This is a genomic window from Tessaracoccus oleiagri (assembly GCF_900103275.1).
Classification (GTDB): domain Bacteria; phylum Actinomycetota; class Actinomycetes; order Propionibacteriales; family Propionibacteriaceae; genus Arachnia; species Arachnia oleiagri.
Genome location: NZ_FNGP01000003.1, coordinates 243,678 through 263,925, shown reverse-complemented (window position 1 = coordinate 263,925; position 20,248 = coordinate 243,678). Strand labels below are relative to the sequence as shown.

General features: G+C 68.5%; 27 protein-coding genes. 4 read left to right on the top strand and 23 right to left on the bottom strand.

Annotated elements, in window-relative coordinates; all coding sequences use genetic code 11:
* Positions 1 to 7: 7 nt before the first annotated feature.
* The 12 genes from BLR46_RS09200 to BLR46_RS09145 all read right to left on the bottom strand — a co-directional run bounded on the left by BLR46_RS09200 (position 8) and on the right by BLR46_RS09145 (position 9,973).
* Positions 8 to 799 (bottom strand): ABC transporter ATP-binding protein, encoded by a 792-nt coding sequence (locus BLR46_RS09200; protein WP_093251296.1) that lies wholly within the window; start codon positions 797 to 799, stop codon positions 8 to 10.
* Positions 799 to 1,701, bottom strand: coding sequence for an ABC transporter permease (locus tag BLR46_RS09195; protein ID WP_093251293.1), 903 nt, complete (start codon positions 1,699 to 1,701; stop codon positions 799 to 801). The genes BLR46_RS09200 and BLR46_RS09195 overlap by 1 nt, the downstream gene beginning before the upstream one ends.
* Positions 1,702 to 1,720: 19 nt before the next feature.
* Positions 1,721 to 2,731 carry an ABC transporter substrate-binding protein gene (locus BLR46_RS09190; protein ID WP_093251284.1) on the bottom strand — a complete coding sequence of 337 codons (1,011 nt, stop codon included), beginning with the start codon at positions 2,729 to 2,731 and terminating at the stop codon, positions 1,721 to 1,723.
* A 76-nt stretch (positions 2,732 to 2,807) separates the two neighbouring features.
* Entirely contained in the window at positions 2,808 to 3,797 is a 990-nt protein-coding gene (locus tag BLR46_RS09185) for an ABC transporter substrate-binding protein (RefSeq protein WP_176761725.1), read from the bottom strand.
* Positions 3,798 to 3,937: 140 nt separating this feature from the next.
* Positions 3,938 to 4,504 (bottom strand): 50S ribosomal protein L17, encoded by a 567-nt coding sequence (gene rplQ / locus BLR46_RS09180; RefSeq protein WP_093251282.1) that lies wholly within the window; start codon positions 4,502 to 4,504, stop codon positions 3,938 to 3,940.
* Positions 4,505 to 4,545: 41 nt separating this feature from the next.
* A complete protein-coding gene (locus BLR46_RS09175; protein ID WP_093251281.1) occupies positions 4,546 to 5,562 on the bottom strand; it encodes a DNA-directed RNA polymerase subunit alpha in 1,017 nt (338 codons plus the stop codon).
* Between the two features lie 87 nt (positions 5,563 to 5,649).
* Complete coding sequence (gene rpsD / locus BLR46_RS09170; RefSeq protein WP_093251280.1) at positions 5,650 to 6,255, bottom strand: 30S ribosomal protein S4; 606 nt, start codon at positions 6,253 to 6,255, stop codon at positions 5,650 to 5,652.
* A 32-nt stretch (positions 6,256 to 6,287) separates the two neighbouring features.
* Entirely contained in the window at positions 6,288 to 6,692 is a 405-nt protein-coding gene (rpsK, locus tag BLR46_RS09165; RefSeq protein ID WP_093251277.1) for a 30S ribosomal protein S11, read from the bottom strand.
* A gap of 46 nt (positions 6,693 to 6,738) precedes the next feature.
* The gene (rpsM, locus tag BLR46_RS09160) at positions 6,739 to 7,113 is read right to left on the bottom strand and encodes a 30S ribosomal protein S13 (RefSeq protein ID WP_093251275.1); all 375 of its coding nucleotides are present in this window, start codon (positions 7,111 to 7,113) and stop codon (positions 6,739 to 6,741) included.
* Positions 7,114 to 7,329: 216 nt separating this feature from the next.
* Positions 7,330 to 7,443 (bottom strand): 50S ribosomal protein L36, encoded by a 114-nt coding sequence (gene rpmJ / locus BLR46_RS09155; protein ID WP_020575560.1) that lies wholly within the window; start codon positions 7,441 to 7,443, stop codon positions 7,330 to 7,332.
* Between the two features lie 177 nt (positions 7,444 to 7,620).
* Entirely contained in the window at positions 7,621 to 8,859 is a 1,239-nt protein-coding gene (locus BLR46_RS09150) for an NAD(P)/FAD-dependent oxidoreductase (protein WP_176761724.1), read from the bottom strand.
* Complete coding sequence (locus tag BLR46_RS09145) at positions 8,849 to 9,973, bottom strand: hypothetical protein (RefSeq protein WP_093251271.1); 1,125 nt, start codon at positions 9,971 to 9,973, stop codon at positions 8,849 to 8,851. Before BLR46_RS09145 ends, BLR46_RS09150 begins: the two co-directional genes overlap by 11 nt.
* Before the next feature lie 131 nt (positions 9,974 to 10,104).
* Here BLR46_RS09145 and BLR46_RS09140 point away from each other — a divergent pair, with 131 nt between their 5' ends.
* Genes BLR46_RS09140 through BLR46_RS09130 form a run of 3 tightly spaced genes read left to right on the top strand, consistent with a single transcriptional unit; the run spans position 10,105 to position 13,222 of the window.
* The gene (locus BLR46_RS09140) at positions 10,105 to 11,436 is read left to right on the top strand and encodes an ABC transporter substrate-binding protein (RefSeq protein ID WP_176761723.1); all 1,332 of its coding nucleotides are present in this window, start codon (positions 10,105 to 10,107) and stop codon (positions 11,434 to 11,436) included.
* Positions 11,433 to 12,353, top strand: coding sequence for a carbohydrate ABC transporter permease (locus tag BLR46_RS09135; RefSeq protein WP_218118414.1), 921 nt, complete (start codon positions 11,433 to 11,435; stop codon positions 12,351 to 12,353). The genes BLR46_RS09140 and BLR46_RS09135 overlap by 4 nt, the downstream gene beginning before the upstream one ends.
* The gene (locus BLR46_RS09130; protein WP_093251265.1) at positions 12,353 to 13,222 is read left to right on the top strand and encodes a carbohydrate ABC transporter permease; all 870 of its coding nucleotides are present in this window, start codon (positions 12,353 to 12,355) and stop codon (positions 13,220 to 13,222) included. The genes BLR46_RS09135 and BLR46_RS09130 overlap by 1 nt, the downstream gene beginning before the upstream one ends.
* Positions 13,223 to 13,285: 63 nt before the next feature.
* Here BLR46_RS09130 and infA read toward each other — a convergent pair whose 3' ends face one another.
* A complete protein-coding gene (infA, locus tag BLR46_RS09125) occupies positions 13,286 to 13,507 on the bottom strand; it encodes a translation initiation factor IF-1 (RefSeq protein WP_068749455.1) in 222 nt (73 codons plus the stop codon).
* Positions 13,508 to 13,628: 121 nt separating this feature from the next.
* On the opposite strand from infA, the gene BLR46_RS09120 reads away from it, so the two are divergent.
* Positions 13,629 to 13,907: a YciI family protein gene (locus BLR46_RS09120; RefSeq protein ID WP_093251263.1), complete on the top strand. Its 279-nt coding sequence runs from the start codon at positions 13,629 to 13,631 to the stop codon at positions 13,905 to 13,907.
* A gap of 1 nt (position 13,908) precedes the next feature.
* Here BLR46_RS09120 and BLR46_RS09115 read toward each other — a convergent pair whose 3' ends face one another.
* The 10 genes from BLR46_RS09115 to rplF all read right to left on the bottom strand — a co-directional run bounded on the left by BLR46_RS09115 (position 13,909) and on the right by rplF (position 20,233).
* Positions 13,909 to 14,838: a neutral zinc metallopeptidase gene (locus tag BLR46_RS09115; protein WP_143008259.1), complete on the bottom strand. Its 930-nt coding sequence runs from the start codon at positions 14,836 to 14,838 to the stop codon at positions 13,909 to 13,911.
* Positions 14,835 to 15,197, bottom strand: a complete 363-nt coding sequence (locus BLR46_RS09110; protein ID WP_093251259.1) for a DUF1707 SHOCT-like domain-containing protein — start codon at positions 15,195 to 15,197, stop codon at positions 14,835 to 14,837. Before BLR46_RS09110 ends, BLR46_RS09115 begins: the two co-directional genes overlap by 4 nt.
* A 20-nt stretch (positions 15,198 to 15,217) precedes the next feature.
* Entirely contained in the window at positions 15,218 to 16,030 is an 813-nt protein-coding gene (gene map / locus BLR46_RS09105) for a type I methionyl aminopeptidase (protein ID WP_281230830.1), read from the bottom strand.
* A complete protein-coding gene (locus BLR46_RS09100; protein ID WP_093251256.1) occupies positions 16,027 to 16,599 on the bottom strand; it encodes an adenylate kinase in 573 nt (190 codons plus the stop codon). Before BLR46_RS09100 ends, map begins: the two co-directional genes overlap by 4 nt.
* On the bottom strand, positions 16,596 to 17,912 hold the full coding sequence (gene secY / locus BLR46_RS09095) for a preprotein translocase subunit SecY (protein ID WP_093251254.1): 1,317 nt from the start codon (positions 17,910 to 17,912) through the stop codon (positions 16,596 to 16,598). The genes BLR46_RS09100 and secY overlap by 4 nt, the downstream gene beginning before the upstream one ends.
* 146 nt (positions 17,913 to 18,058) lie before the next feature.
* The gene (gene rplO, locus BLR46_RS09090; RefSeq protein ID WP_093251251.1) at positions 18,059 to 18,499 is read right to left on the bottom strand and encodes a 50S ribosomal protein L15; all 441 of its coding nucleotides are present in this window, start codon (positions 18,497 to 18,499) and stop codon (positions 18,059 to 18,061) included.
* Between the two features lies 1 nt (position 18,500).
* Positions 18,501 to 18,683 (bottom strand): 50S ribosomal protein L30, encoded by a 183-nt coding sequence (gene rpmD / locus BLR46_RS09085; protein ID WP_093251249.1) that lies wholly within the window; start codon positions 18,681 to 18,683, stop codon positions 18,501 to 18,503.
* Positions 18,683 to 19,288 carry a 30S ribosomal protein S5 gene (rpsE, locus tag BLR46_RS09080; protein WP_093251246.1) on the bottom strand — a complete coding sequence of 202 codons (606 nt, stop codon included), beginning with the start codon at positions 19,286 to 19,288 and terminating at the stop codon, positions 18,683 to 18,685. Before rpsE ends, rpmD begins: the two co-directional genes overlap by 1 nt.
* Positions 19,289 to 19,307: 19 nt before the next feature.
* A complete protein-coding gene (gene rplR, locus BLR46_RS09075; protein WP_093251244.1) occupies positions 19,308 to 19,691 on the bottom strand; it encodes a 50S ribosomal protein L18 in 384 nt (127 codons plus the stop codon).
* On the bottom strand, positions 19,691 to 20,233 hold the full coding sequence (gene rplF, locus BLR46_RS09070; RefSeq protein WP_093251241.1) for a 50S ribosomal protein L6: 543 nt from the start codon (positions 20,231 to 20,233) through the stop codon (positions 19,691 to 19,693). Before rplF ends, rplR begins: the two co-directional genes overlap by 1 nt.
* Between the last annotated feature and the right edge of the window lie 15 nt (positions 20,234 to 20,248).

The following is a 20,248-nucleotide window of genomic DNA, read 5'->3' as shown; positions in this document are numbered from 1 at the left end:
GCCGCCGTCAGTCGAGCATCGTGCGGTCGGAGAGTTGCGCGCCCTTGATCTTCGCGAACTCAGCGAGGAGCGCCTCCGCCGTGACCGTCTTCTTGGCCTCCTCGTCGACCTCGAGCACCACCTTGCCCTCGTGCATCATCACGAGGCGGTTGCCGAGTTCGATGGCCTGGTGCATGTTGTGCGTCACCATCAGTGCGGTGAGGTTGTGCTCGCTGATCAACTCCCCCGTGAGGCGTGTGATGAGCTCGGCCCGGGACGGGTCGAGGGCCGCGGTGTGCTCGTCGAGCAGCAGGATGGAGGGCCGCTCGTGGGCCGCCATGAGCAGGCTCAGTGCCTGCCGCTGGCCGCCGGAGAGCATCCCGACGCGCATGGCGAGCCGGTGCTCCAGTCCGAGGTCGAGCTTCGCGAGCGCCTCCCGGTACTCCTCGCGCTTCCGGTTCGTGACCGCGAGCGAAAGGCCGCGGCGCTTGCCCCGGTCGAACGCGATCGACAGGTTCTCCTCGATCGTCAGGTGCGGCGCGGTACCTGCCATGGGGTCCTGGAACACGCGTGCCACCTGCGTCGCCCGACGGTGCTCGGGCACCTTGCTGACGTCCTTGCCGTCGATGACGATCGCGCCCTCGTCGATCGGGTACCGACCGGAGATGACGTTGAGGAGCGTGGACTTCCCCGCGCCGTTCGAGCCGATGATGGTGACGAAGTCGCCCTCCTCCAGCTTGAGCGACAGCGAGTCGAGCGCCGTGCGCTCGTTGATCGTCCCCGGGAAGAACCGCTTGGTGATTGACCTGGCCTCGAGCATCAGACGGCCCCTCCCTCGGCGACGGCCTTCTCGCGGATCCGCTGCTGGCGCCACCGCTTGAGGGGCGACAGCTTCGGCACGGTGAGCGCGAGCACCACCAGCACCGCGGAGATCAGCTTCATGTCGTTGGGGTTGAGCCCTGCGTTGAGCGCGAGCTGGATGATCCCGCGGTAGATCACCGAGCCGAGCGCCGCCGCGAGCACGGCCTGCCAGACCGCCGTCATGCCGAAGATGGCCTGACCCACGATGACGGAGGCGAGCCCGGCGACGATCAGGCCGATGCCCATGGAGATGTCCGCGAAGCCCTGGTACTGCGCGATCAGGGAGCCGCAGAGCGCGACCAGCCCGTTCGACAGCGCGAGCCCGACGATCTTCGTGCCGCCGGTGTTGATCCCCTGCGCGCGGGCCATCAGCTCGTTGTCGCCCGTGGCGCGCAGCGCGACGCCGTACTGGGTGCCCAGGAACAGGTAGATCAGCACGCCGACCAGCGCAGCCACCCCGGCGAAGATCGCGATGGAGACCCAGGTCCCCAGCAGTCCGTTCTCACGCAACGGGGTGAACAGCGTCTCGGCCCGCAGCAGGGGCAGGTTCGCCTTGCCCATGATGCGCAGGTTGATCGAGTACAACGCGATCTGCGTGAGGATGCCCGCCAGCAGCGGGTTGATGTTGGCCCAGACGTGCAGCACGCCCGTCACGATGCCGGCCACGACGCCCGCGAAGAGCCCGCCGAGCACGGACAGCCAGATGGGAACGCCCCCGAGGATCAGGACGGCCGTCGTGGCCGCACCCGTGGTGAACGACCCGTCGACGGTGAGGTCGGGGAAGTCCAGCACGCGGTACGTCAGGTAGACGCCGATGGCCATCACTGCGTACAGCAGGCCGATCTCGAGGGCGATGATCATGGTCGGGCTTTCGTCGGTGTCAGAACTGCTTGGCGGAGCGCTCGATGACCTCGGCGGGGAGCGTGATGCCCTGTGCCTCGGCGGCGGCCTCGTTCACGAAGAGGTCGAACTCCTTCTGGGTCTCGACCGGCAGGGACGCCGGGTCGGCGCCCTCGAGCAGCTGGATCGCGAGCGCGGCCGCGTCCTTGCCCTGCTGGGTGTAGTTCACGGAGAGCCCCGCGGCGGCGCCGCGCTCCATCGTGGACTCGTCGGAGGCGAAGACGGGCACACCCTTCTGCTCCGCCACCTGGATGACCGACTCCGCGGCCGAGACGACGGTGTTGTCCGTGGGGATGAGGAAGGCGTCCACGTCGAGCGACTGGGCGGCCTGCTGCACCTCGGCGGAGTTGGTCACCGTGGCGGTGCGGATCTCGATGCCGAGTTCGTCGGCCACGGCCTGCGCCTGCTCGACCTGCACCTCGGAGTTCACCTCACCGGAGGAGTACACGATGCCCACGGTCTGCACGTCGGGCAGCACCTCCTGGATCAGGTTGAGCTGGCCGTCCATGGGGTTCATGTCGGAGACACCCGTGATGTTGCCGCCCGGGTTCTCCCACTCGTCGACGAGGCCCGCCGAGACGGGGTCGGTGACGGCGGCGAAGACGATCGGCCGATCGGTGATGACCTGCGCCAGCGACTGCGCCGAGGGCGTGGCGATGGCGTAGAAGAGGTCGGCGTCACCGCTGGCGAAGGTGTTGGCGATGTTGGTGAGCGTCGACTGGTCGTTGTTGGCGTTCTGGATGTCGAGCGTGAGGTTCTCACCCTCGACGTAGCCCGCCTCAGCGAGGGCCTCGATGAAGCCCGCCTGCGCGGCATCCAGCGCCGGGTGGCTCAGCAGGTTGACGATCCCGATCGTGGCCTCTGCCGGTGCCTCACCGTTGCCGGGGGACGGCGCGGCCGTCTCCTCGGGATCGGTCTCTGCGCCTCCGCATGCCGCCAGCGCGAGGCTCGCGGCGGCGAGGGCCCCCACGAATGCACGGGACCACTTCATCTGGGTTCTCCTTCGTTAGAACAAGTCACGGAAAGACTAGTAGCGGCCTACAGGGACCGTCCTCCGCGTCCAGCCCTCAGACTGTGCGGGCGGCCTTCTCGACGACGCTCTCCGGCAGCGTGAAGCCCATCCGCTCCGCCGCCTCAGGGTTGATGGTGAGCTCGAGGCTCTCCTGGATCTCCACCGGCACGTCGGCCGGGGCTGCGCCGTCGAGGATGCGGGTGATCATGCGCGCGGTCTGCACGCCCTGCGCCTTGTAGTCGGTGGCGTACGACGCCCCGGCCCCCCGAGCGACGGAGTCGGCGTCGGACGTGAACAGGAAGCGCCCGTTGGCCTCCGCGACCTGGACGATCGACTCGATGGCCGACACCACCGCGTTGTCGTTGCCCACCCAGTACGCGTCGACGTCGAGGGACTCCGCGGCCTGCTGCACTTCGGAGGAGTTGATAACCGTCGCGACCTCGACGTCGATGCCCGCGGCCTCCGCCGCCTCCTGCATGCCCCTGGCCTGGACCTCTGCGTTGACCTCCGCCGACGTGTACACGATGCCGAGTGTGGCCAGGTCGGGCACGATCTCGCGCAGCACCTCGAGCTGCGCGTCGGCCGGGATCTGGTCCGACGTGCCCGTGACGTTGCCGCCGGGTTCCTCCATGCTGTCGACCAGGCCCGCCGCGACGGGGTCGGTGACGGAGGCGAACACGATCGGCTTGTCCGTGATCACCTGCGCCAGCGCTTGGGCGGGCGGCGTGGCGATCGCGACGTAGAGGTCCTCGTCGCCGTTGGCGAAGGTGTTGGCGATGTTGGCGAGCGTCGACTGGTCGCCCTGCGGGTTCTCGAGACGGATGTCGAGGTTCTCGCCCTCCACGTAGCCGGCGTCGGCGAGACCCTCCTTCACACCCTCGTAGATGAGGTCCAGCGACGGGTGGGAGACGATCGTCACGGCGGCGATCGCCACGGGGGCCGGAAGGTCACCGTCGCCGGGCGCTGGTGTGGCGCCCTCCCCCGTGGAACAAGCGGCCAGCAGGCCGGGAACCAGGGCAAGGCCCAGGAGCGCGCGTCGCTTCATCGTCATCCTTCTCACTCGATCGACGACCCACCTTATCGCCCGCTGCGCCGCCCGTCCCAGCCCGCGTCGTTGGCCGGCCGGGCCGGGGACAAAAGAAACGAGGGGCCCCCGCGGGGGCCCCTCGTCGCTCGAACGCGAAGTCACTTGGCGGCTTCGTCGGTCTCCTCGGCCTGCTCGGTCTGCTCGACCTCGATCCCCTCGGCGGCCGCGACCTCCTCGGCGGTGTCGGCCTCGACGGCCGGCTCGTCGGTCCCGGTCTCCTCGAGGTCCGGTCCCTGGTCCTCCACGACGTCCTCCTGCTCGGCGGCAGCGGCGGGAGCGGCGTCGGCCTTGGGGGCCTTCTTCTGGACCTTCTCGGTCACGATCTCGATGATCGCCATGGGGGCGTTGTCGCCCTTGCGGGGACCCACCTTGGTGATGCGGGTGTAGCCGCCCTCGCGGTCGGCGAGCTGCGGGGCGATCTCCTCGAAGAGCTTCGCGACGACGTCCTTGGCCGTGATGTCGGCGAGCACCACGCGGCGGGCGTGCAGGTCGCCACGCTTGGCCTTGGTGATCAGCTTCTCGGCGAAGGGCTGCACGCGGCGGGCCTTCGTCTCGGTGGTCTTGATGCGGCCGTGCTCGAAGAGCTGGGTGGCCAGGTTACGAAGGATGATCCCCTCGTGCGTCGGCGTACCGCCCAGGCGCGGGCCCTTGGTTGGCTTAGGCATTTCTCATTCTCCAAAAAGTGTGAGCCGTGGGGCTCGGGCGGTCAGTACTGCTCGGTCTCCGCGAAGTCCGTGTCGTTGTCCTCGTCGTAGCGCTCGATCGCCTCCATGGGATCGAAGCCCGGCGACGAGTCGCGCAGGGACAGCCCCATGCCGGCGAGGGTCTCCTTGACCTCGTCGATGGACTTGGTGCCGAAGTTGCGGATGTCCAGGAGGTCCTCCTCGCTGCGCGCGACGAGTTCACCCACGGTGTGGATGCCCTCGCGCTTCAGGCAGTTGTAGGACCGCACGGACAGCTCGAGATCCTCGACCGGACGGTTCAGCGACTCCGAGATCTGCTCGTCGACGGGCGACGGGCCGATCTCGATGCCCTCGGCCTGCACGTTGAGCTCGCGGGCCAGGCCGAAGAGCTCCACGAGGGTGCTTCCGGCCGAGGCGACGGCGTCGCGCGGCAGGATGGAGGGCTTGGTCTCGACGTCGATGATGAGGCGGTCGAAGTCGGTGCGCTGGGCGACACGGGTGGCCTCGACCTTGTAGGTGACCTTCAGCACGGGCGAGTAGATCGAGTCGACCGGGATGCGGCCGATCTCGGCGTCGGGGTTCTTGTTCTGCTGGGCAGAGACGTAACCGCGGCCGCGCTCGACCACGAGCTCCATCTCCAGCTTGCCGTTGTCGGCCAGCTCGGCGATGTGGAGTTCGGGGTTGTGGATCTCGACGCCGGCGGGCGGCTGGATGTCCGCCGCGGTGACCGCGCCGGCACCCGCCTTGCGCAGGTACATGACCACGGGCTCGTCCTCCTCGGAGGAGATGACGAGGCCCTTGAGGTTCAGGATGATCTCGGTGACGTCCTCGACCACGCCCTCGATCGTCGAGAACTCGTGCTGGTTGCCCTCGATCTTGATGCTGGTGACCGAGGCGCCCGGGATGGACGACAGCAGGGTGCGACGCAGCGAGTTGCCGAGGGTGTAGCCGAAGCCCGGCTCCAGCGGCTCGATGATGAACCGGGAGCGGTAGTCGGAGACGACCTCTTCGGAGAGCGTGGGGCGCTGTGCGATGAGCATTGGTTTTCCTTCCCGCACCAACCGCTATCTGATGGTGCGAACTTGGTTGGGGGCCGGAACGGCTCCGGCCCCCTGCAAGGGATCTTCTTACTTCGAGTAGAGCTCGACGATCATCTGCTCCTGGACGTCCACGACGATCTGCTCGCGGACCGGGAGCTGGTGGACCAGGATGCGCATGCGGTTCGGGCGGGCCTCGAGCCAGCCGGGAACGGTGCGCTCGTGGTGCGTCTCGCGCGCCACGACCAGCGGGTGGAGGTTCAGCGACTTCTCGGCGACGTCGATGATGTCCTTGGGCTGGACGCGGTACGACGGGATGTTCACGCGCTGGCCGTTGACCAGGAAGTGGCCGTGCACGACGAGCTGGCGCGCCTGGCGGCGCGTCGAGGCGAAGCCTGCGCGGTACACCACGTTGTCGAGGCGGGACTCCAGGATGCGCAGGAGGTTGTCACCGGTCTTGCCGGGGACGCGGGCAGCCTCTTCGTAGTAGCGGCGGAACTGCTTCTCCAGCACGCCGTACGCGAAGCGGGCCTTCTGCTTCTCCTTCTGCTGCAGCGAGTACTCGGAGTCCTTGGTGCGGCCGCGGCCGTGCTGACCCGGGGGGTACGGGCGGCGCTCGAAGGACTTGTCGTTGCCGACGAGGTCAGTCCCGAGACGACGAGACTTCTTGGTAAGAGGGCCGGTGTAACGAGCCATGATTCTCTTCTAGCCTTTCTATCTCGAGACGATTAAACGCGACGGCGCTTGGGCGGACGGCAGCCGTTGTGGGGCACGGGCGTGACGTCGGAGATGGTCCCGACCTCGAGCCCGATCGCACCAAGCGAACGGATGGCGGTCTCACGGCCGGAGCCGGGACCCTTGACGAACACGTCCACGCGCTTCATGCCGTGCTCCATGGCGCGGCGGCCAGCGGCCTCGGCGGCCATCTGTGCGGCGAACGGGGTCGACTTGCGCGAACCCTTGAACCCGACGGTGCCCGCGGAAGCCCATGCGATGACGGCGCCCGTGGGGTCGGAGATCGAGATGATGGTGTTGTTGAAGGTGCTCTTGATGTGCGCCTGACCGGCGAGCACGTTCTTCTTTTCCTTGCGGCGCATCTTGGTCTGTGCGCCCTTGCGGCCTGCAGTAGCCATAAGTTTGTGTTTCTCCTACAGTCTTCTCTTCAGCTCACCGCGCGGGTCAGCGTGCCTTCTTCTTGCCGGCAACGGCCTTCTTCTTGCCCTTGCGGGTGCGGGCGTTGGTGCGCGTGCGCTGGCCGTGGACAGGAAGGCCGCTGCGGTGGCGACGACCCTGGTAGTTGCCGATCTCGACCTTGCGGCGGATGTCGGCTGCGACGCTACGGCGGAGGTCACCCTCGATCTCGTAGTTGCCTTCGATGTGGTCACGCAGCTGGACGAGCTCTGCTTCGCTCAGCTGGTGGACGCGGGTGTCGCCGCTGATGCCGGTGGCGGCGAGGGTTTCTGCGGCGCGGGTCTTGCCAATGCCGAAGATGTAGGTGAGTGCGACCTCCAGGCGCTTTTCGCGCGGAAGGTCGACACCGACGAGGCGTGCCATCAGGCGGTACCTTTCTTAGGTTTCAGCTGTTTCCATCAGCTGCGAAGGTGTGTGGCGTGTCGCGTCCCCGCTGCCTTGGCCGGTCGAAACTCTTCGACCGCGGGGCCCCGGCCTTCGTCCGGGGGTGTGGGCCGGTGCGACCCGGCCTTTTGCGTACACGTTGCTTTCAGTTGTCGGCGGTCGGGGCCAATGGCCCTTGCCCGCGGCGGTCTGCGATCAGCCCTGGCGCTGCTTGTGGCGCGGGTTCTCGCAGATCACCATCACACGACCGTGCCGGCGAATCACCTTGCACTTGTCGCAGATCTTCTTGACGCTCGGCTGAACCTTCATCGAGCAACCTTTTCAATCAGCGACTGGACATGGGGATGCCCAATCTTGTGGTGGATATTCTCGGTAGCCAATCACCGCGGCACTTCGGGCACGAAGAGCCGACGGCACAGACGACCGACGGCCAACTCTACGCCGAGTCACGCCGGTTTCCCAAATCCGATGGGGCCGTCCGGACGCTCACGCCCTGCGGGCAAGAGCCCGCAGATCCGCGGACTCGTCGGCGACCACTGTAGCGGGTAGGGATCGCCCCTTCCTGAGGAGCGTGCGCCCCGCGAGGTAGTCCCGGGGGCGGTCGACCGCGGCGACGCCGACGAGGGCCTCGCCGTCGTACCCGAAGAGGCTGAAGCTGCCGGACCCCGGCCCACCGCGGACGACGGTGCGTCGCGCCAGGTCCATCCGGCCCGCGAGCTGCACCGTCGAGGGGCCGATGTCGCTCCAGAACCACGGGACCTCGTCGTAGGGCGCCGTCGCCGGGTGGACCAGTCGCCGGGCGACGTGTCGCCCCTGGTCCTGCGCCGCCTGCACGGACTCGTACCGGTGCCGGGAGCCGTCGCCCCGGATCTGGACGGCGCAGTCGCCGATCGCGGAGACTTGTGGGTCGGCGGTGGCGAGTTGGCCGTCGACGACGATCCCGCCGTCGACCCTCAGGCCGGCCGCCTCCGCGAGCCCGCTCGCCGGCAGTGCGCCGAGCCCGAGGACCACCAACCGCGCCGCGTGGCGGCCCCCGGCGGAGTCCCGCACCGCCGTGACGCGGCCGGAGGCGTCGGTCTCGACGGCGGTCGCGATGGTCGACGTACGGACGTCGACGCCCAGTCCGGCGAGGTGTGCCGCGACCCAGTCCGCCAGGGGCTGCGGGGCGACCCGGGGCAACAGCGCGTCGAGCTTCTCGAGGAGCGTCACCCTGCGGCCGGAGATCGCGATCGCGGCGGCCGCCTCCACCCCGATGAACCCGCCGCCGAGGACGACCACGTCGTCCGAGTCCTCGAGCAGCGCGGCGACGGCGAGCGCGTCGTCGAGGGTGCGGATGGGCTGCACACCGACCGCGCGGGCGCCCGGCAGGCCGTCGGGGAGGGTTCGCGGGACGGCCCCGGTCGCGAGCACGAGGTGGTCGTAGCCCCGACGCGTACCGTCGACCAGCAGGACCTTCCGTGCGGCGCGGTCGATCCGCTCGACGCGACCACTCACCAGACGGATCTCGGACCGGGCGAGCGACTCGCCGTCGGCGAGCGTGATCGATCCCGCCGATGCAGGGTCCACCAGCACGCGTTTGGACAGCGGTGGGCGGTCGTACGGTGGGTGCGGCTCGTCGCCGATGAGCGTCACGGGCCCGGACCACCCCTCCTCGCGGAGGGCCAGCGCGCAGGAGAGTCCCCCGTGCCCCGCGCCGACGACCACGACGCCGTCGTCAGTCCCCACGGACGGCCTCCGCACCGTCGGCCTCCTCCGACCGCTCCGCCAGCTGTCGCCGCTGCCGCTGCCGTCGGCTGTAGGTGGCCTCGCGGATGGCGCCCTCGCTGTCGAAGTTCGACCCGAGCGCGCCCGCCATGAGCCCCAGCGACGAGGCGAGCCAAGCCAGCTGCAGGTAGTCGCGGACGCTGACCGGGTGGGCCAGCTGACTCTCCAGGTAGTCCGGGGTGATCACCGTGAACCCGCCCAGCAAGAGGACGAGGTAGAGCAACACGTACGCCATCAGCACGCTGATGGCCACGGTGATCACGGTGGCGGCGTTGTCGAGCCTCGTCTCCTTGCGGCTGGCGATCGGCGAGCGCCGGCTCCAGAGCCGGTTGTGCACGATCAGCCAGCCGCTGAAGGCGGTCACGACCGCCAGGCTGATGAGCGCGAGGCGGCGGGCCGTCATGGAGTCGGCCATGTTCCAGATCGTCGGGTAGAAGATGCCGAAGGCGCCGGTGGCCGTGGCTGCCGCCAGAGCGCGGGACAGGGCGACGGGGAGCCGACCGGGACGGTTGTTGCGCACCATGCCCGCAAGCATCAGGAACGCGGTCGCCGGACCACGCCGCGTCAGGTACGAGATGTCGTCATCTCCCGCGCGCCGCGCGATGCCGTAGCGTCCGAGGGAGGGTCTGGCGGCCTCCGGCGACGGGTAGCGTGCCGAACCCTCGACCAGCGACGCGACCACCGTGACCAGCAGGGACCGGCTGCGGGCCCTCAGCCGGACCGCGCCGAGCGCCGGCAACGAGACCAGGGCGGCCGCCGCCCCCGAGCTGAGCTCGCAGACGATCGGTTCACCGAGGTGGTAGAGCGGCAGGTCCGTCAGGTACACCACATGGTCCGCGCCGGTCGCCCGGCGCAGCGAGGCGGCGGACTCGATCAACGGAACCTCGCCGTCGGGGGTGAGTGGCAGCGTCCGCTGGTCCACCTGGACGACCCATCGGACTCCCCCGCCGACCTCGCGCTGCAGGTCTTCGGCAAGACCATCCGCGATGGCGTCGGCGACCCGCCGGGGCAGCCCGGGGTCGGCCAGCAACGCCACGCTGCGGGTGGCCGGGGAGCGCGTCGGCTCGTCGGTCATGTCCTCGCTCCCATAGCATCCATCCTTGTCGGGGAAAAGCCTGTCCTCTGGGCGGCCCACTCCATATACTGCCGGTACAGGCTGTCGAGTGATCCCACACGACGGCCTCGTCACGCATCAAGGAGGCTAGCGTGTTCCGCAAACCCGTCACCCGTTTCACCGCAGTTGTCGCTGCCGGCCTGCTGGCGCTCGCGAGCGCCTGCTCCCCCGGCGAGACCGTCGACGACGAGGATCCCCAGGCCGCACCCTCCGAGGGCCAGTCGGTCGAGGAGGGCCAGTTCGCCGGCGAGACGCTCAACTACCTCTACTTCACCGATGGCCCGGACGAACAGGCCACCCGCGACAACATCGCCCGCTTCGAGGAGGAGTACGACGTCACCGTCAACCTCGAGATCCTCCCCTACTCCGACCTGGTGTCGTCGCTCCAGGCGCGGCTCTCCGGGGGGAACGCCCCGGACGTGGTCCGGCTCACCGGGCTCGGGGAATTCGCCGCGGACCTGCTCCCGCTGGACGAGTACCTCGGCAGCGAGTTCGCCGATGAGTTCCTCGAGGGCCCCATGCTGGCGGTCCGCAACAACAGCGACCAGATGATCGCCGTCCCGTCGGACCTCACGATGAACGGCCCCTTCGTCAACGTCGAGATGTTCGAGGAGGCGGGGGTCGAGCTCCCCAGCACCGAGGAACCGTGGACGTGGGAGGAGATGCTCGCCGCAGCCAAGGAGGTCCAGCAGGCCACCGGCTCGTCGTACGCCTTCGCGATGGACAAGTCCGGCCACCGCCTCTCCACGATCCTGTCGCAGTACGGCACGGCGCTGCTCAACGACGACGGTTTCGCGCTCGACAAGGAGAAGGCGGTCGCCGCGCTGCAGCCGCTTGTGGACATGATGGCCGCCGACGAGATGCCGCGCGACTTCTGGCTGGGCTCCGGCTCCCGCTACGAGGGCGCCAACGAGATCTTCCTCGCCCGAGAGACCCCCGTGTACCTGTCGGGCTCGTGGCAGGTCGGGCAGTTCGTGAACAACGCGGAGTTCGAGTGGGCGGCCGTGCCCAACCCGTGCGCCGACGAGTGCGGCGGCTTCCCCGGCGGCAAGTTCATGGCCGCCCTGTCCGCCAGCGAGAACCCACAGCTCGCCGCGGAATTCGTGCGCTTCATGAACACCACGGAGAGCCAGGAGCACTTCGCCGCCGTGTCGGGCAACCTGCCCACGCGCGCCGACCTCGCCGAGTCCGGCGTCACCTACGACGACGCGGCGCAGGCTGCGATGGACGTGTTCATCGCCGACCTCAACCGCACCCCGGACCTCGGGTTCGCCGCCAACAGCCAGCCCGCCTTCGGACCGTCCGCGACGGCGCTCGTGGAGCAGGTCTCCGAGGTGGTCGCCGGCAACAAGGAGCTCACCGCCGCGATGGACGACCTCCAGCCCGAGGTGGAGTCCATCGTCGAGGAAATGGGTTCTTGGTGACGGTTGCCACCGCCACGAGGGCCGGGTCGGAGACCCCACGGCGTCGCCGCACGCCGTGGGGCCTCCGCCTGGCCCCGTACCTGTTCCTGCTGCCGAACATGGTGATCTTCGGCGTCTTCACCATCTATCCCGCCTTCAGCGGCGTCAACATCTCGCTCTACGAGTCCCCGAACGGGCGGGTCTTCCGCTGGGTCGGGCTCGGCAACTACGAGCGCATCCTGACGAGCGACGAGTTCTGGCGCGTCGCACGGCAGACGATCACCTACGCCTTCGCCTACGTGGCCCTCAGCCTCGTGCTGGCCACCATCGCTGCTGTCCTCGTCAACCAACAACGTCGCGGCAAGGCGTTCTTCCGTGCCTCCCTGTTCGTGCCGGTGCTGGTCTCCCCGGTGGTGGTGGGCCTGGTGTTCGGCTGGATCCTCGAGCGACAGGGCGGCCTGCTGAACAACATGCTGGGGGCCATCGGCATCGACCCCATCCCGTGGCTCGTCGACGGCACCTGGGCCATGATCTCGATCATCGGCGTCGGTGTCTGGACCCAGCTGGGGTTCTACATGCTGATCCTCCTCGCCGGTCTCCAGGCGATCGACCCGAGCCTCTACGAGGCGGCGCGGATGGACGGCGCGAGCGGATGGCAGCAGTTCTGGGGCATCACCCTGCCGCTGCTCAAGCCGAGCGCCCTCGTCGTCCTCATCCTCGGGACCATCCACGGATTCCAGGCGTTCGACTTCATCTGGACCCTCACCGGCGGCGGACCCGTCGGCGCCACCACGCTGATCGTGCAGTACATCTACGAGAACGGCTTCATCTCGCCCATCCGCTACGGCACGGCGGCGGCGGGCGGCGTGATCCTGTTCCTGGCGGTGTTCACCCTGACGCTGGTCAACTGGTTCCTGAGCCGCGGAAAGGAGGACTGATGAGCACACAAGCCGCCCCCGTCCGACGCACCTGGACCGGCCTCGGCCGCAAGCGCGTCCGTCTCGCCGACGCCCTGCGCGTCGTCATCCTCATCGCGCTCGTGCTGGTGAGCCTGATCCCCGTGGTGTGGACGGTCCTGGGGTCCTTCAAGACCCCCACCGAGCTGGCGATGCGTTCCGGGTCGGTGCTGCCGGAGTCCTGGGCGCTGGACAACTACACCGACGCCCTGAGCCGGTTCAACTTCGTGAGCTACATCACGAACTCGGTGCTGGTCACCGTCGGCGCCACCGCGCTGACGCTGGCGATCAACTCGCTGGCCGCCTATCCCCTCGCCAAGTACAACTTCAGGGGGAAGAACTTCCTCTTCGTCCTCACTCTGGCCACGATCATGATCCCGCTGCAGGTGATCCTCATCCCGGTCTACCAGGTGGTGGCGGACCTCGGGCTGGTCAACAGCCTCTGGGGCATGATCATCCCCGCCGCGGCGACGCCGACCGGCGTCTTCCTGCTGCGGCAGTACATGCTGACCATTCCCGACGAACTGATCGAGGCCGCGCGGGTGGACGGCTCCGGCGAGTTCCGGACGTTCCTGACCATCGTGCTGCCGCTGTGCAAGCCGGCCCTGGCCGTCGTTGCGATCTTCTCCGTCATGTGGCGGTGGAACGACTTCCTGTGGCCGCTCGTCGTGGCCCAGAGCGAGCGCGTCTACACGCTCCCTGTGGCGCTGGCCCGGTTCAACGCGGAGGAGACGGTCCCCTTCAACCTGATCCTGGCGATGAGCGTGGTGTCGATCCTGCCCGTGATCATCGCCTTCCTGTTCTTCCAGCGGCAGATCGCCACGGGCATCGCCAACACCGGCATCAAGTGATCACGGGGCCCCGGGCGTGAAAAAACGCCCGGGGACTCCGGGCGTCTGATCGGGTGTCGTGACCTACTTGTGCCGGTACACGATGCGTCCGCGGGTCAAGTCGTAGGGCGACAGCTCCACGACGACGCGGTCCGCGGGCAGGATACGGATGTAGTGCTGTCGCATCTTCCCCGAGATGGTCGTCAGCACCTTGTGGCCGTTGGCGAGTTCAACGCGGAACATCGCGTTGGGCAGCGCTTCAACGACCGTCCCCTCCAGCTCGAGGGCGCCTTCCTTCTTAGCCATAAACTCTCAATCTTCCACCGGGCAGCGGGCGCGGCCCACGTACCATCCTACGCGGTGGCGCAACCAGCCCCAAACCGCCGCGCCTCCCCGCCTGCGAGCCGCGTGCCGATACCGTGGGCGCATGGCATACTTCGCGGTCCACTACACCTACGGCACCGACACCGAGTCGCTCGACTCGATCCGTCCGGAGCACCGGGCGTACCTCGGCTCGCTCCCTGAGCTCGTAGCCTCCGGTCCCCTCGTCGGCACCGACCCCGGCCGCGCCCTGCTGCTGTTCCGCGCGGACGAACTCTCGACGGTCGAGGCGCTGCTCGACGAGGACCCCTTCGCCAAGGCGGGCCTCGTCGCGTCCCGCGAGGTACTGCCCTGGAACCCCGTCATCGGAGTGTTCGCGCAGTAGCTCAGGACACCCGCTCGTCGGGGACGGCCCAAGTGTTGCAGTCCCCCGCGGTGGCTGCGTGGAGCCCGCGCAGCCCCCACTCGACGAGCGCGGCGCGGTCGCCGTGCGCCTCGCTCTCCTGCATCGTGTGGAGGCGGAGGTTCCAGGACTCGTAGTCGGCGACGTCGAACTCCGGGTCGCTGCGCACCGCCATCATGGCCGACCAGCACACCGACTGCAGCTCGCTGCGTCGGACGTTGGTGCTCCGGGCGCTGACCACGTCCTCCGCCCAGGCGCCGGTGATGCCGGAGACGCGCTGCAGATGGTGCGCGTACTCGTGCGAGACCATCTCCCGCACTGCGAGGTCCCAGCCCTTCGCCATCGCGAAGTGCGCGGAGCCGAAGTGGACGCTGCCCTCGCCACGGCCGCAGTAGAATGCGGGTCCCTCCACGTAGCCGCAATCGCTGTCGGCACCCGCCCCGGAGTAGAAGTGGACCGGCGGCTCGGCCGTCGGCCAGCCCTGCCCGTCCAGCAGCGGCGCCCACCCGGCGTGCAGGCAGGCCCACTGCCGGCTCACCGACTCGCGCCAGGCAGCCTCGTCGGCCGGCAGCGACGCCTCGGGACACCCCTCGAGCGCCGGCGGGGGGAACGCGTACAGGGGGTTGGCGACGAGCACTGCGGACACGCCTTCGCGATCCGAGGGCAGTGGCTCGAGGCCGGGGTCGGGGAGCTCGGAGAAGGCCGGCGACGGGATCGCCTCGAGCGACCCGTTCGGGTTCGGCGCGGCGGGCAGGGGTGGCCCGTAGACCGCTTCGCCAGGCCGCGTGGGGGTGGCCACGCTCTGGGGTGCGGGCCCCTCGGCGGGAGCGGACCACCAGGCCACCAGGACGACGGCCAGGAGCGACGCGGCGCCGAGGGCTGCGGCGATCCGGGTCCACACGCCGCGGCTCACACCACGAGGAAGAGGAGCAGCAGCAGGATGAGGACCGCCCCGAGGGCGACTCCGCCGACGACGAGCGGCTGCATCCAACTGCCCTCTCGGATCGGGGCCAGTTCCCCGGGCTCGCCGCTGCCGGTGTCCACGATGGCCGGGACGTCGGCCACCGAATCGGGGACGTGCCGGACGACCGGCACGAGCTCCCCCAGGGTCCGCGCGGCGTACAGCTCATCCAGGGTCTCAAGGTAGGTGGGCTGGTCGATGCGGCCGGCCTCGAACTCCCTGGCGAGCCGCTTGGCCAGTGAGTCCCGCTCGGCATCGCTGACGGCCTCGTCGCGTCGGGCGACGTACTTCGAGGAGGGGGGCAGTTCCATGCCGCCAGTGTAGTGAGGCGTCAGTCGGCCAAGGGACCGAATGCGTCGCCGAGGCGTGCGGCGCCGCCGTCGAACTCGGTGAGCACCCACAGGCCCGACTCGGTGATGGCGACGGTGTTCTCCCAGTGCGCGCCCCGGGAGCCGTCGCGGGACACGATCGTCCACTCGTCCTCGAGCTCGACCGTCTTGTGCGAGCCGAGGGTGATCATCGGCTCGATCGCCAGTGCCATGCCGACCTGCAGGGGCACCTGGCGCCCGAGCGTGTGGTAGTTCGGCACGTCCGGACGCATGTGCATCTCGGACCCGATGCCGTGGCCGGTGAACTCCCGCAGGATGCCGTAGCGACCCCGTCGGCGGATCGCCTTCTCGATGGCCTTCGAGACGTCGCTGACACGGCCGCCGGGGCGCATTGCGGCGATGCCCTCCCACAGGGCCTCGCGCGCCGTGTCGATGAGGTCGAGATCCTCGGCGCTGCCCTCCCCCACGACGAGGGTCCGGGCCGCGTCGGCGTGCCAGCCGTCGACGATCGCGCCGTAGTCGATGCTGACCACGTCGCCGGGCTCCAGCGGGCGGTCACCGGGGATGCCATGGACGAGTTCCTCGTTGACGGAGATGCACGCCACGCCGGGGAACCCCACGCCGTACTCGGCGCCGTAGTTGAGGAAGTTGGACCTGGCGCCGTGCCGGGCGATCACTTCGCGGCCGATCGCGTCGATCTCCCCCGTCGTCACCCCCGCGGCGACGGCGGCGGTCATCGCCTCGAGGCCCTCGGCGACCACGAGTCCCGCGCGCCGCATCAGCTTCAGCTGCTCGGCGGTCTTGACTTCGATCACGGGCGCCGCTCGTCGAGCTGGTCGAACATGCGCTGCCGGACCTCGTCCACACTGCCTGTGCCGTCGACCTCGACGAGGAGGCCCTCGTCCTCGTAGTAGGACAGCAGCGGCGCGGTCTGGCCGGCGTAGACCTCCATGCGGCGACGGATCGTCTCCTCGTTGTCGTCGGCCCGGCCCTCCTTCTGGGCACGGTCCAGGAGTCGTTCGACGAGCGCCTCCGGGTCGACGTGGAGCGACACCACCGCGTCGAGCGCGGCGCCCTGCTCCGCAAGGTAGCGGTCGAGGAACCGGACCTGGTGCATGGTGCGCGGGAAGCCGTCGAGCAGGAAGCCCGGGGCGCAGTCCGGCTCCCGGAGCCGGTCGGCGACGATCTCCTCCGTGGTCTCGTCCGGGACGTAGTCACCCGCCTCGATGATGGCCTTCACCTTGAGCCCGAGCGGGGTCTCGTTCTTGATGTTGTGGCGGAAGATGTCGCCCGTGGAAATCGCCGGTACGCCGTAGCGGTCGGCGAGGGCACCGGCCTGGGTGCCTTTCCCCGCGCCCGGCGCCCCCATGATCAGTAGCCTCACTTGAGGAATCCTTCGTAGTTGCGCTGCTGCAGCTGGCTCTCGATGCGCTTGATGGTGTCCAGGCCGACGCCGACGATGATGAGCACCGACGTGCCGCCGAACGGGAAGTTCTGGTTCGCCCCGACGAGCATGAAGCCGAGCGTCGGAAGCGCAGCGACGATCGCGAGGTACAGCGAACCGGGAGCCGTCAGCCGGTTGAGGACGTAGCCGAGGTAGCGCTCGGTGGGCTTGCCTGCACGCACCCCCGGCACGAAGCCGCCGTACTTCTTCATGTTGTCGGCGACCTCCTCCGGGTTGAAGGTGATGGACACGTAGAAGTACGTGAACAGGATGATCAGCACGAACTGGGCGATGTTGTAGGGCAGGGAGAAGGTGCCGTTGGCCCCGGCGAAGTTGACGTTGACCCACTGGGCGAAGGCGCTCTCCGGCTGGAACGTCGAGTAGAGCACCGGCAGGTACAGGATCGAGCTGGAGAAGATGACCGGGATGACGCCGGCTTGGTTGACCTTCAGCGGGATGTAGGTGGTCGACCCGCCCACGAGGCGCCGGCCCACCATCCGCTTGGCGTACTGGACGGGGATGCGTCGCTGGCCCTGCTCGATGAAGAGGATGGCGCCCATGACCAGCAGGCTGATGGCGATCATGGCGAACAGGTAGACCCACCCGATGGTGCCCGGGTTGGCCACCTTGACGCCCCAGATGCCGGCCGGGAAGGCGGCCGCGATCTGGGTGAAGATGAGCAGCGACATGCCGTTGCCGACGCCGCGCTCGGTGATCAGCTCACCCATCCACATGACGATGCCGGTGCCGGCCGTCATCACGGCGACCATGGTGACCAGGGCGAACAGCTCGTCGGTATAGAGGATGCCGTCGCAGCCGGGGAACAGCTGACCCGTCCGCGCCAGCGTGACGAACGCCGTGGCGTTGAGGATGCCGAGGACCAGCGTCAGGTACCGCGTGTACTCGGTGATCTTGGCCTGGCCGGCGCCGCCCTCCTTCTTGAGGGCTTCCAGCCTCGGGATGACCACGGTCATCAGCTGCAGGATGATGGAGGCCGTGATGTACGGCATGATGCCCAACGCGAACACGGTCAGCTGCAACAGCGCGCCACCGGAGAACAGGTTGATCATCGAGTAGAGGCCCGCGGCGTCGCCCTGGCTCGCGAACGCCATGCATTCGCTGATCCGGGCCATGTTCACGTTCGGCGACGGCAGCGTCGAGCCGAAACGGAAGATGGCGATGATGCCGAGCGTGAACAGGATCTTCTTGCGGAGATCCGGCGTTCGGAACGCATTCGCGAAGGCGGAGAACATCCAGCCCTACTTTCTTAAGTCTTCGTCTTAGTTGCGCGCACAAGGCACGACCGCAAGCAGCCTACCAAAGGCGAACGCCCTGCCCTGTGCGAAAGAGCACGGGCGGGCAGGCCATGCCTACCCGCCCGTGCCGATGGTCGTTCGACCTAGAGCTCGTTCGCGGAGCCGCCGGCGGCCGCCAGCTTCTCCTTGGCGGAGTTGGAGAACGCGTGCGCGGAAACGTTCAGCTTCACGGACACGTCCCCGTTGCCGAGCACCTTGACGAGCTTGCCGGCGCGCACGGCGCCCGCCTCGATGAGGTTGTCGACGGTCACGTCGCCGCCCTCCGGGAAGAGCTCGGCCACGCGGCCGACGTTGACGACCTGGTACTCCACGCGGAACGGGTTCTTGAAGCCCTTGAGCTTCGGGATCCGCATGTGCATGGGCATCTGCCCGCCCTCGAAGTTCTCCGGGACGTTCTTGCGTGCGCCCGTGCCCTTGGTGCCCCGACCGGCGGTCTTGCCCTTGGAGCCCTCACCGCGGCCAACACGGGTCTTCTCCGTCTTGGCACCCGGCGCGGGGCGCAGGTGATGGATTTTCAGCGCCATGTCACTTAACCTCTTCCACACTCACGAGGTGGGCGACGGTACGGATCATGCCGAGCACCTCGGGACGATCCTCGCGAACCACGGAGTCGCCGACGCGCTTGAGACCAAGCGTGCGCAGCGTGTCCTTCTGGTTGCTCTTGCCGCCGACCCCGGACTTCACCTGGGTGATCTTCAACTCTGCCATCAGCTGGCCGCCCCTTCCTTCTGCGCGCGGAGCATGGCGGCGGGCGCCACGTCCTCGACGGGGAGGCCACGGCGACGGGCCACCTGCTCGGGCTGCTCGAGCTGCTTGAGCGCATCGACGGTCGCGTGCACGACGTTGATGGCGTTCGGCGAGCCGAGCGACTTCGACAGGACGTCGTGGATGCCTGCGCACTCGAGCACGGCGCGGGCCGAGCCACCGGCGATGACACCGGTACCCGGGGTCGCGGGACGCAGCATGACCACGCCGGCGGCCTTCTCGCCCTGCACTGCGTGCGGGATCGTGCGCTGGATCATCGGCACGCGGAAGAAGTGCTTCTTGGCCTCCTCCACGCCCTTTGCGATCGCGGCCGGCACCTCCTTCGCCTTGCCGTAGCCGACGCCGACCATGCCTTCGCCGTCGCCGACGACCACCAGAGCGGTGAAGCTGAAGCGCCGACCACCCTGGACGACCTTGGCGACGCGGTTGATGGCAACCACGCGCTCCAGGTACTGGCTCTTTTCTTCGCGAGCGTTCTGGCCACGACGGTCGTCACGGCCACGACGCTCACCGGAAGCGCGTCCACCGCGCTGCTGGGTTTCACTCATCGTTTCCTCTTTCGTCGGGTCAGAAGTCGAGGCCGCCCTCACGGGCAGCGTCTGCCAGGGCCGCGAGGCGGCCGGTGTACTTGTTGCCAGCGCGGTCGAACACGACCGCCTCGATCCCCGCCGCCTTCGCGCGCTCCGCGATCAGCGAGCCGACCTTGGAGGCCTTCTCGGACTTGGTCGCGGTGAGGTTGCGGAGATCGGCCTCCATCGTGGAGGCCGACACCAGGGTGCGGCCGGCCACGTCGTCGATCACCTGTGCGTACAGGTGACGAGGAGAACGGGTGATGACGAGACGGGGACGCTCGGCGGTGCCGCCGATGCGCTTGCGAGCACGGAGCTGGCGGCGCGCACGCGACGCAGTCTTGCTCGCCAGCGACTTGCGCGTCTTCAGCGAGATAGCCATTACTTACCAGCCTTTCCAGCCTTGCGGCGGACGTGCTCACCGGCGTAGCGGACACCCTTGCCCTTGTAGGGCTCGGGCTTGCGCAGCTTCCGGATCTTCGCGGCGGTCTCGCCGACGAGCTGCTTGTCGATGCCCTGGACGCTGAAGCGCGTCTGGGTCTCGACGTTGAACGTGATGCCCTCGGGGGCATTGATGATCACCGGGTGCGAGAAGCCGAGCGCGAACTCGAGCTGCTGCGGACCCTTGGAGATCACGCGGTAACCGACGCCGACGATCTCGAGCTTCTTCTCGTAACCCTCGGTGACACCGACGATCATGTTCGAGATGAGCGTGCGGGTCAGGCCGTGCAGCGCACGGGACTGACGCTCGTCGTTCGGTCGGGTGACCTCGAGCACGCCGTCGTCGTTCTTGTTCACGCTGATGGGCGAGGCAACGCTGAGCGAGAGCTGGCCCTTGGGCCCCTTCACTGCGATGTCCTGCCCGTCCAGGGTCACGTCGACGCCCGACGGGACGGTGATGGGGAGCCTGCCAATTCGAGACATTATCTATCCTCCTCC

Coding starts and splice junctions, on each gene's coding strand:
- BLR46_RS09200 (WP_093251296.1), bottom strand. CDS start 799: ATGCTCGAGGCCAGGTCAATCACCAAGCGGTTCTTCCCGGGGACGATC.
- BLR46_RS09195 (WP_093251293.1), bottom strand. CDS start 1,701: ATGATCATCGCCCTCGAGATCGGCCTGCTGTACGCAGTGATGGCCATC.
- BLR46_RS09190 (WP_093251284.1), bottom strand. CDS start 2,731: ATGAAGTGGTCCCGTGCATTCGTGGGGGCCCTCGCCGCCGCGAGCCTC.
- BLR46_RS09185 (WP_176761725.1), bottom strand. CDS start 3,797: ATGAAGCGACGCGCGCTCCTGGGCCTTGCCCTGGTTCCCGGCCTGCTG.
- rplQ (WP_093251282.1), bottom strand. CDS start 4,504: ATGCCTAAGCCAACCAAGGGCCCGCGCCTGGGCGGTACGCCGACGCAC.
- BLR46_RS09175 (WP_093251281.1), bottom strand. CDS start 5,562: ATGCTCATCGCACAGCGCCCCACGCTCTCCGAAGAGGTCGTCTCCGAC.
- rpsD (WP_093251280.1), bottom strand. CDS start 6,255: ATGGCTCGTTACACCGGCCCTCTTACCAAGAAGTCTCGTCGTCTCGGG.
- rpsK (WP_093251277.1), bottom strand. CDS start 6,692: ATGGCTACTGCAGGCCGCAAGGGCGCACAGACCAAGATGCGCCGCAAG.
- rpsM (WP_093251275.1), bottom strand. CDS start 7,113: ATGGCACGCCTCGTCGGTGTCGACCTTCCGCGCGAAAAGCGCCTGGAG.
- rpmJ (WP_020575560.1), bottom strand. CDS start 7,443: ATGAAGGTTCAGCCGAGCGTCAAGAAGATCTGCGACAAGTGCAAGGTG.
- BLR46_RS09145 (WP_093251271.1), bottom strand. CDS start 9,973: ATGACCGACGAGCCGACGCGCTCCCCGGCCACCCGCAGCGTGGCGTTG.
- BLR46_RS09130 (WP_093251265.1), top strand. CDS start 12,353: ATGAGCACACAAGCCGCCCCCGTCCGACGCACCTGGACCGGCCTCGGC.
- infA (WP_068749455.1), bottom strand. CDS start 13,507: ATGGCTAAGAAGGAAGGCGCCCTCGAGCTGGAGGGGACGGTCGTTGAA.
- BLR46_RS09120 (WP_093251263.1), top strand. CDS start 13,629: ATGGCATACTTCGCGGTCCACTACACCTACGGCACCGACACCGAGTCG.
- BLR46_RS09110 (WP_093251259.1), bottom strand. CDS start 15,197: ATGGAACTGCCCCCCTCCTCGAAGTACGTCGCCCGACGCGACGAGGCC.
- secY (WP_093251254.1), bottom strand. CDS start 17,912: ATGTTCTCCGCCTTCGCGAATGCGTTCCGAACGCCGGATCTCCGCAAG.
- rplO (WP_093251251.1), bottom strand. CDS start 18,499: ATGGCGCTGAAAATCCATCACCTGCGCCCCGCGCCGGGTGCCAAGACG.
- rpmD (WP_093251249.1), bottom strand. CDS start 18,683: ATGGCAGAGTTGAAGATCACCCAGGTGAAGTCCGGGGTCGGCGGCAAG.
- rpsE (WP_093251246.1), bottom strand. CDS start 19,288: ATGAGTGAAACCCAGCAGCGCGGTGGACGCGCTTCCGGTGAGCGTCGT.
- rplR (WP_093251244.1), bottom strand. CDS start 19,691: ATGGCTATCTCGCTGAAGACGCGCAAGTCGCTGGCGAGCAAGACTGCG.
- rplF (WP_093251241.1), bottom strand. CDS start 20,233: ATGTCTCGAATTGGCAGGCTCCCCATCACCGTCCCGTCGGGCGTCGAC.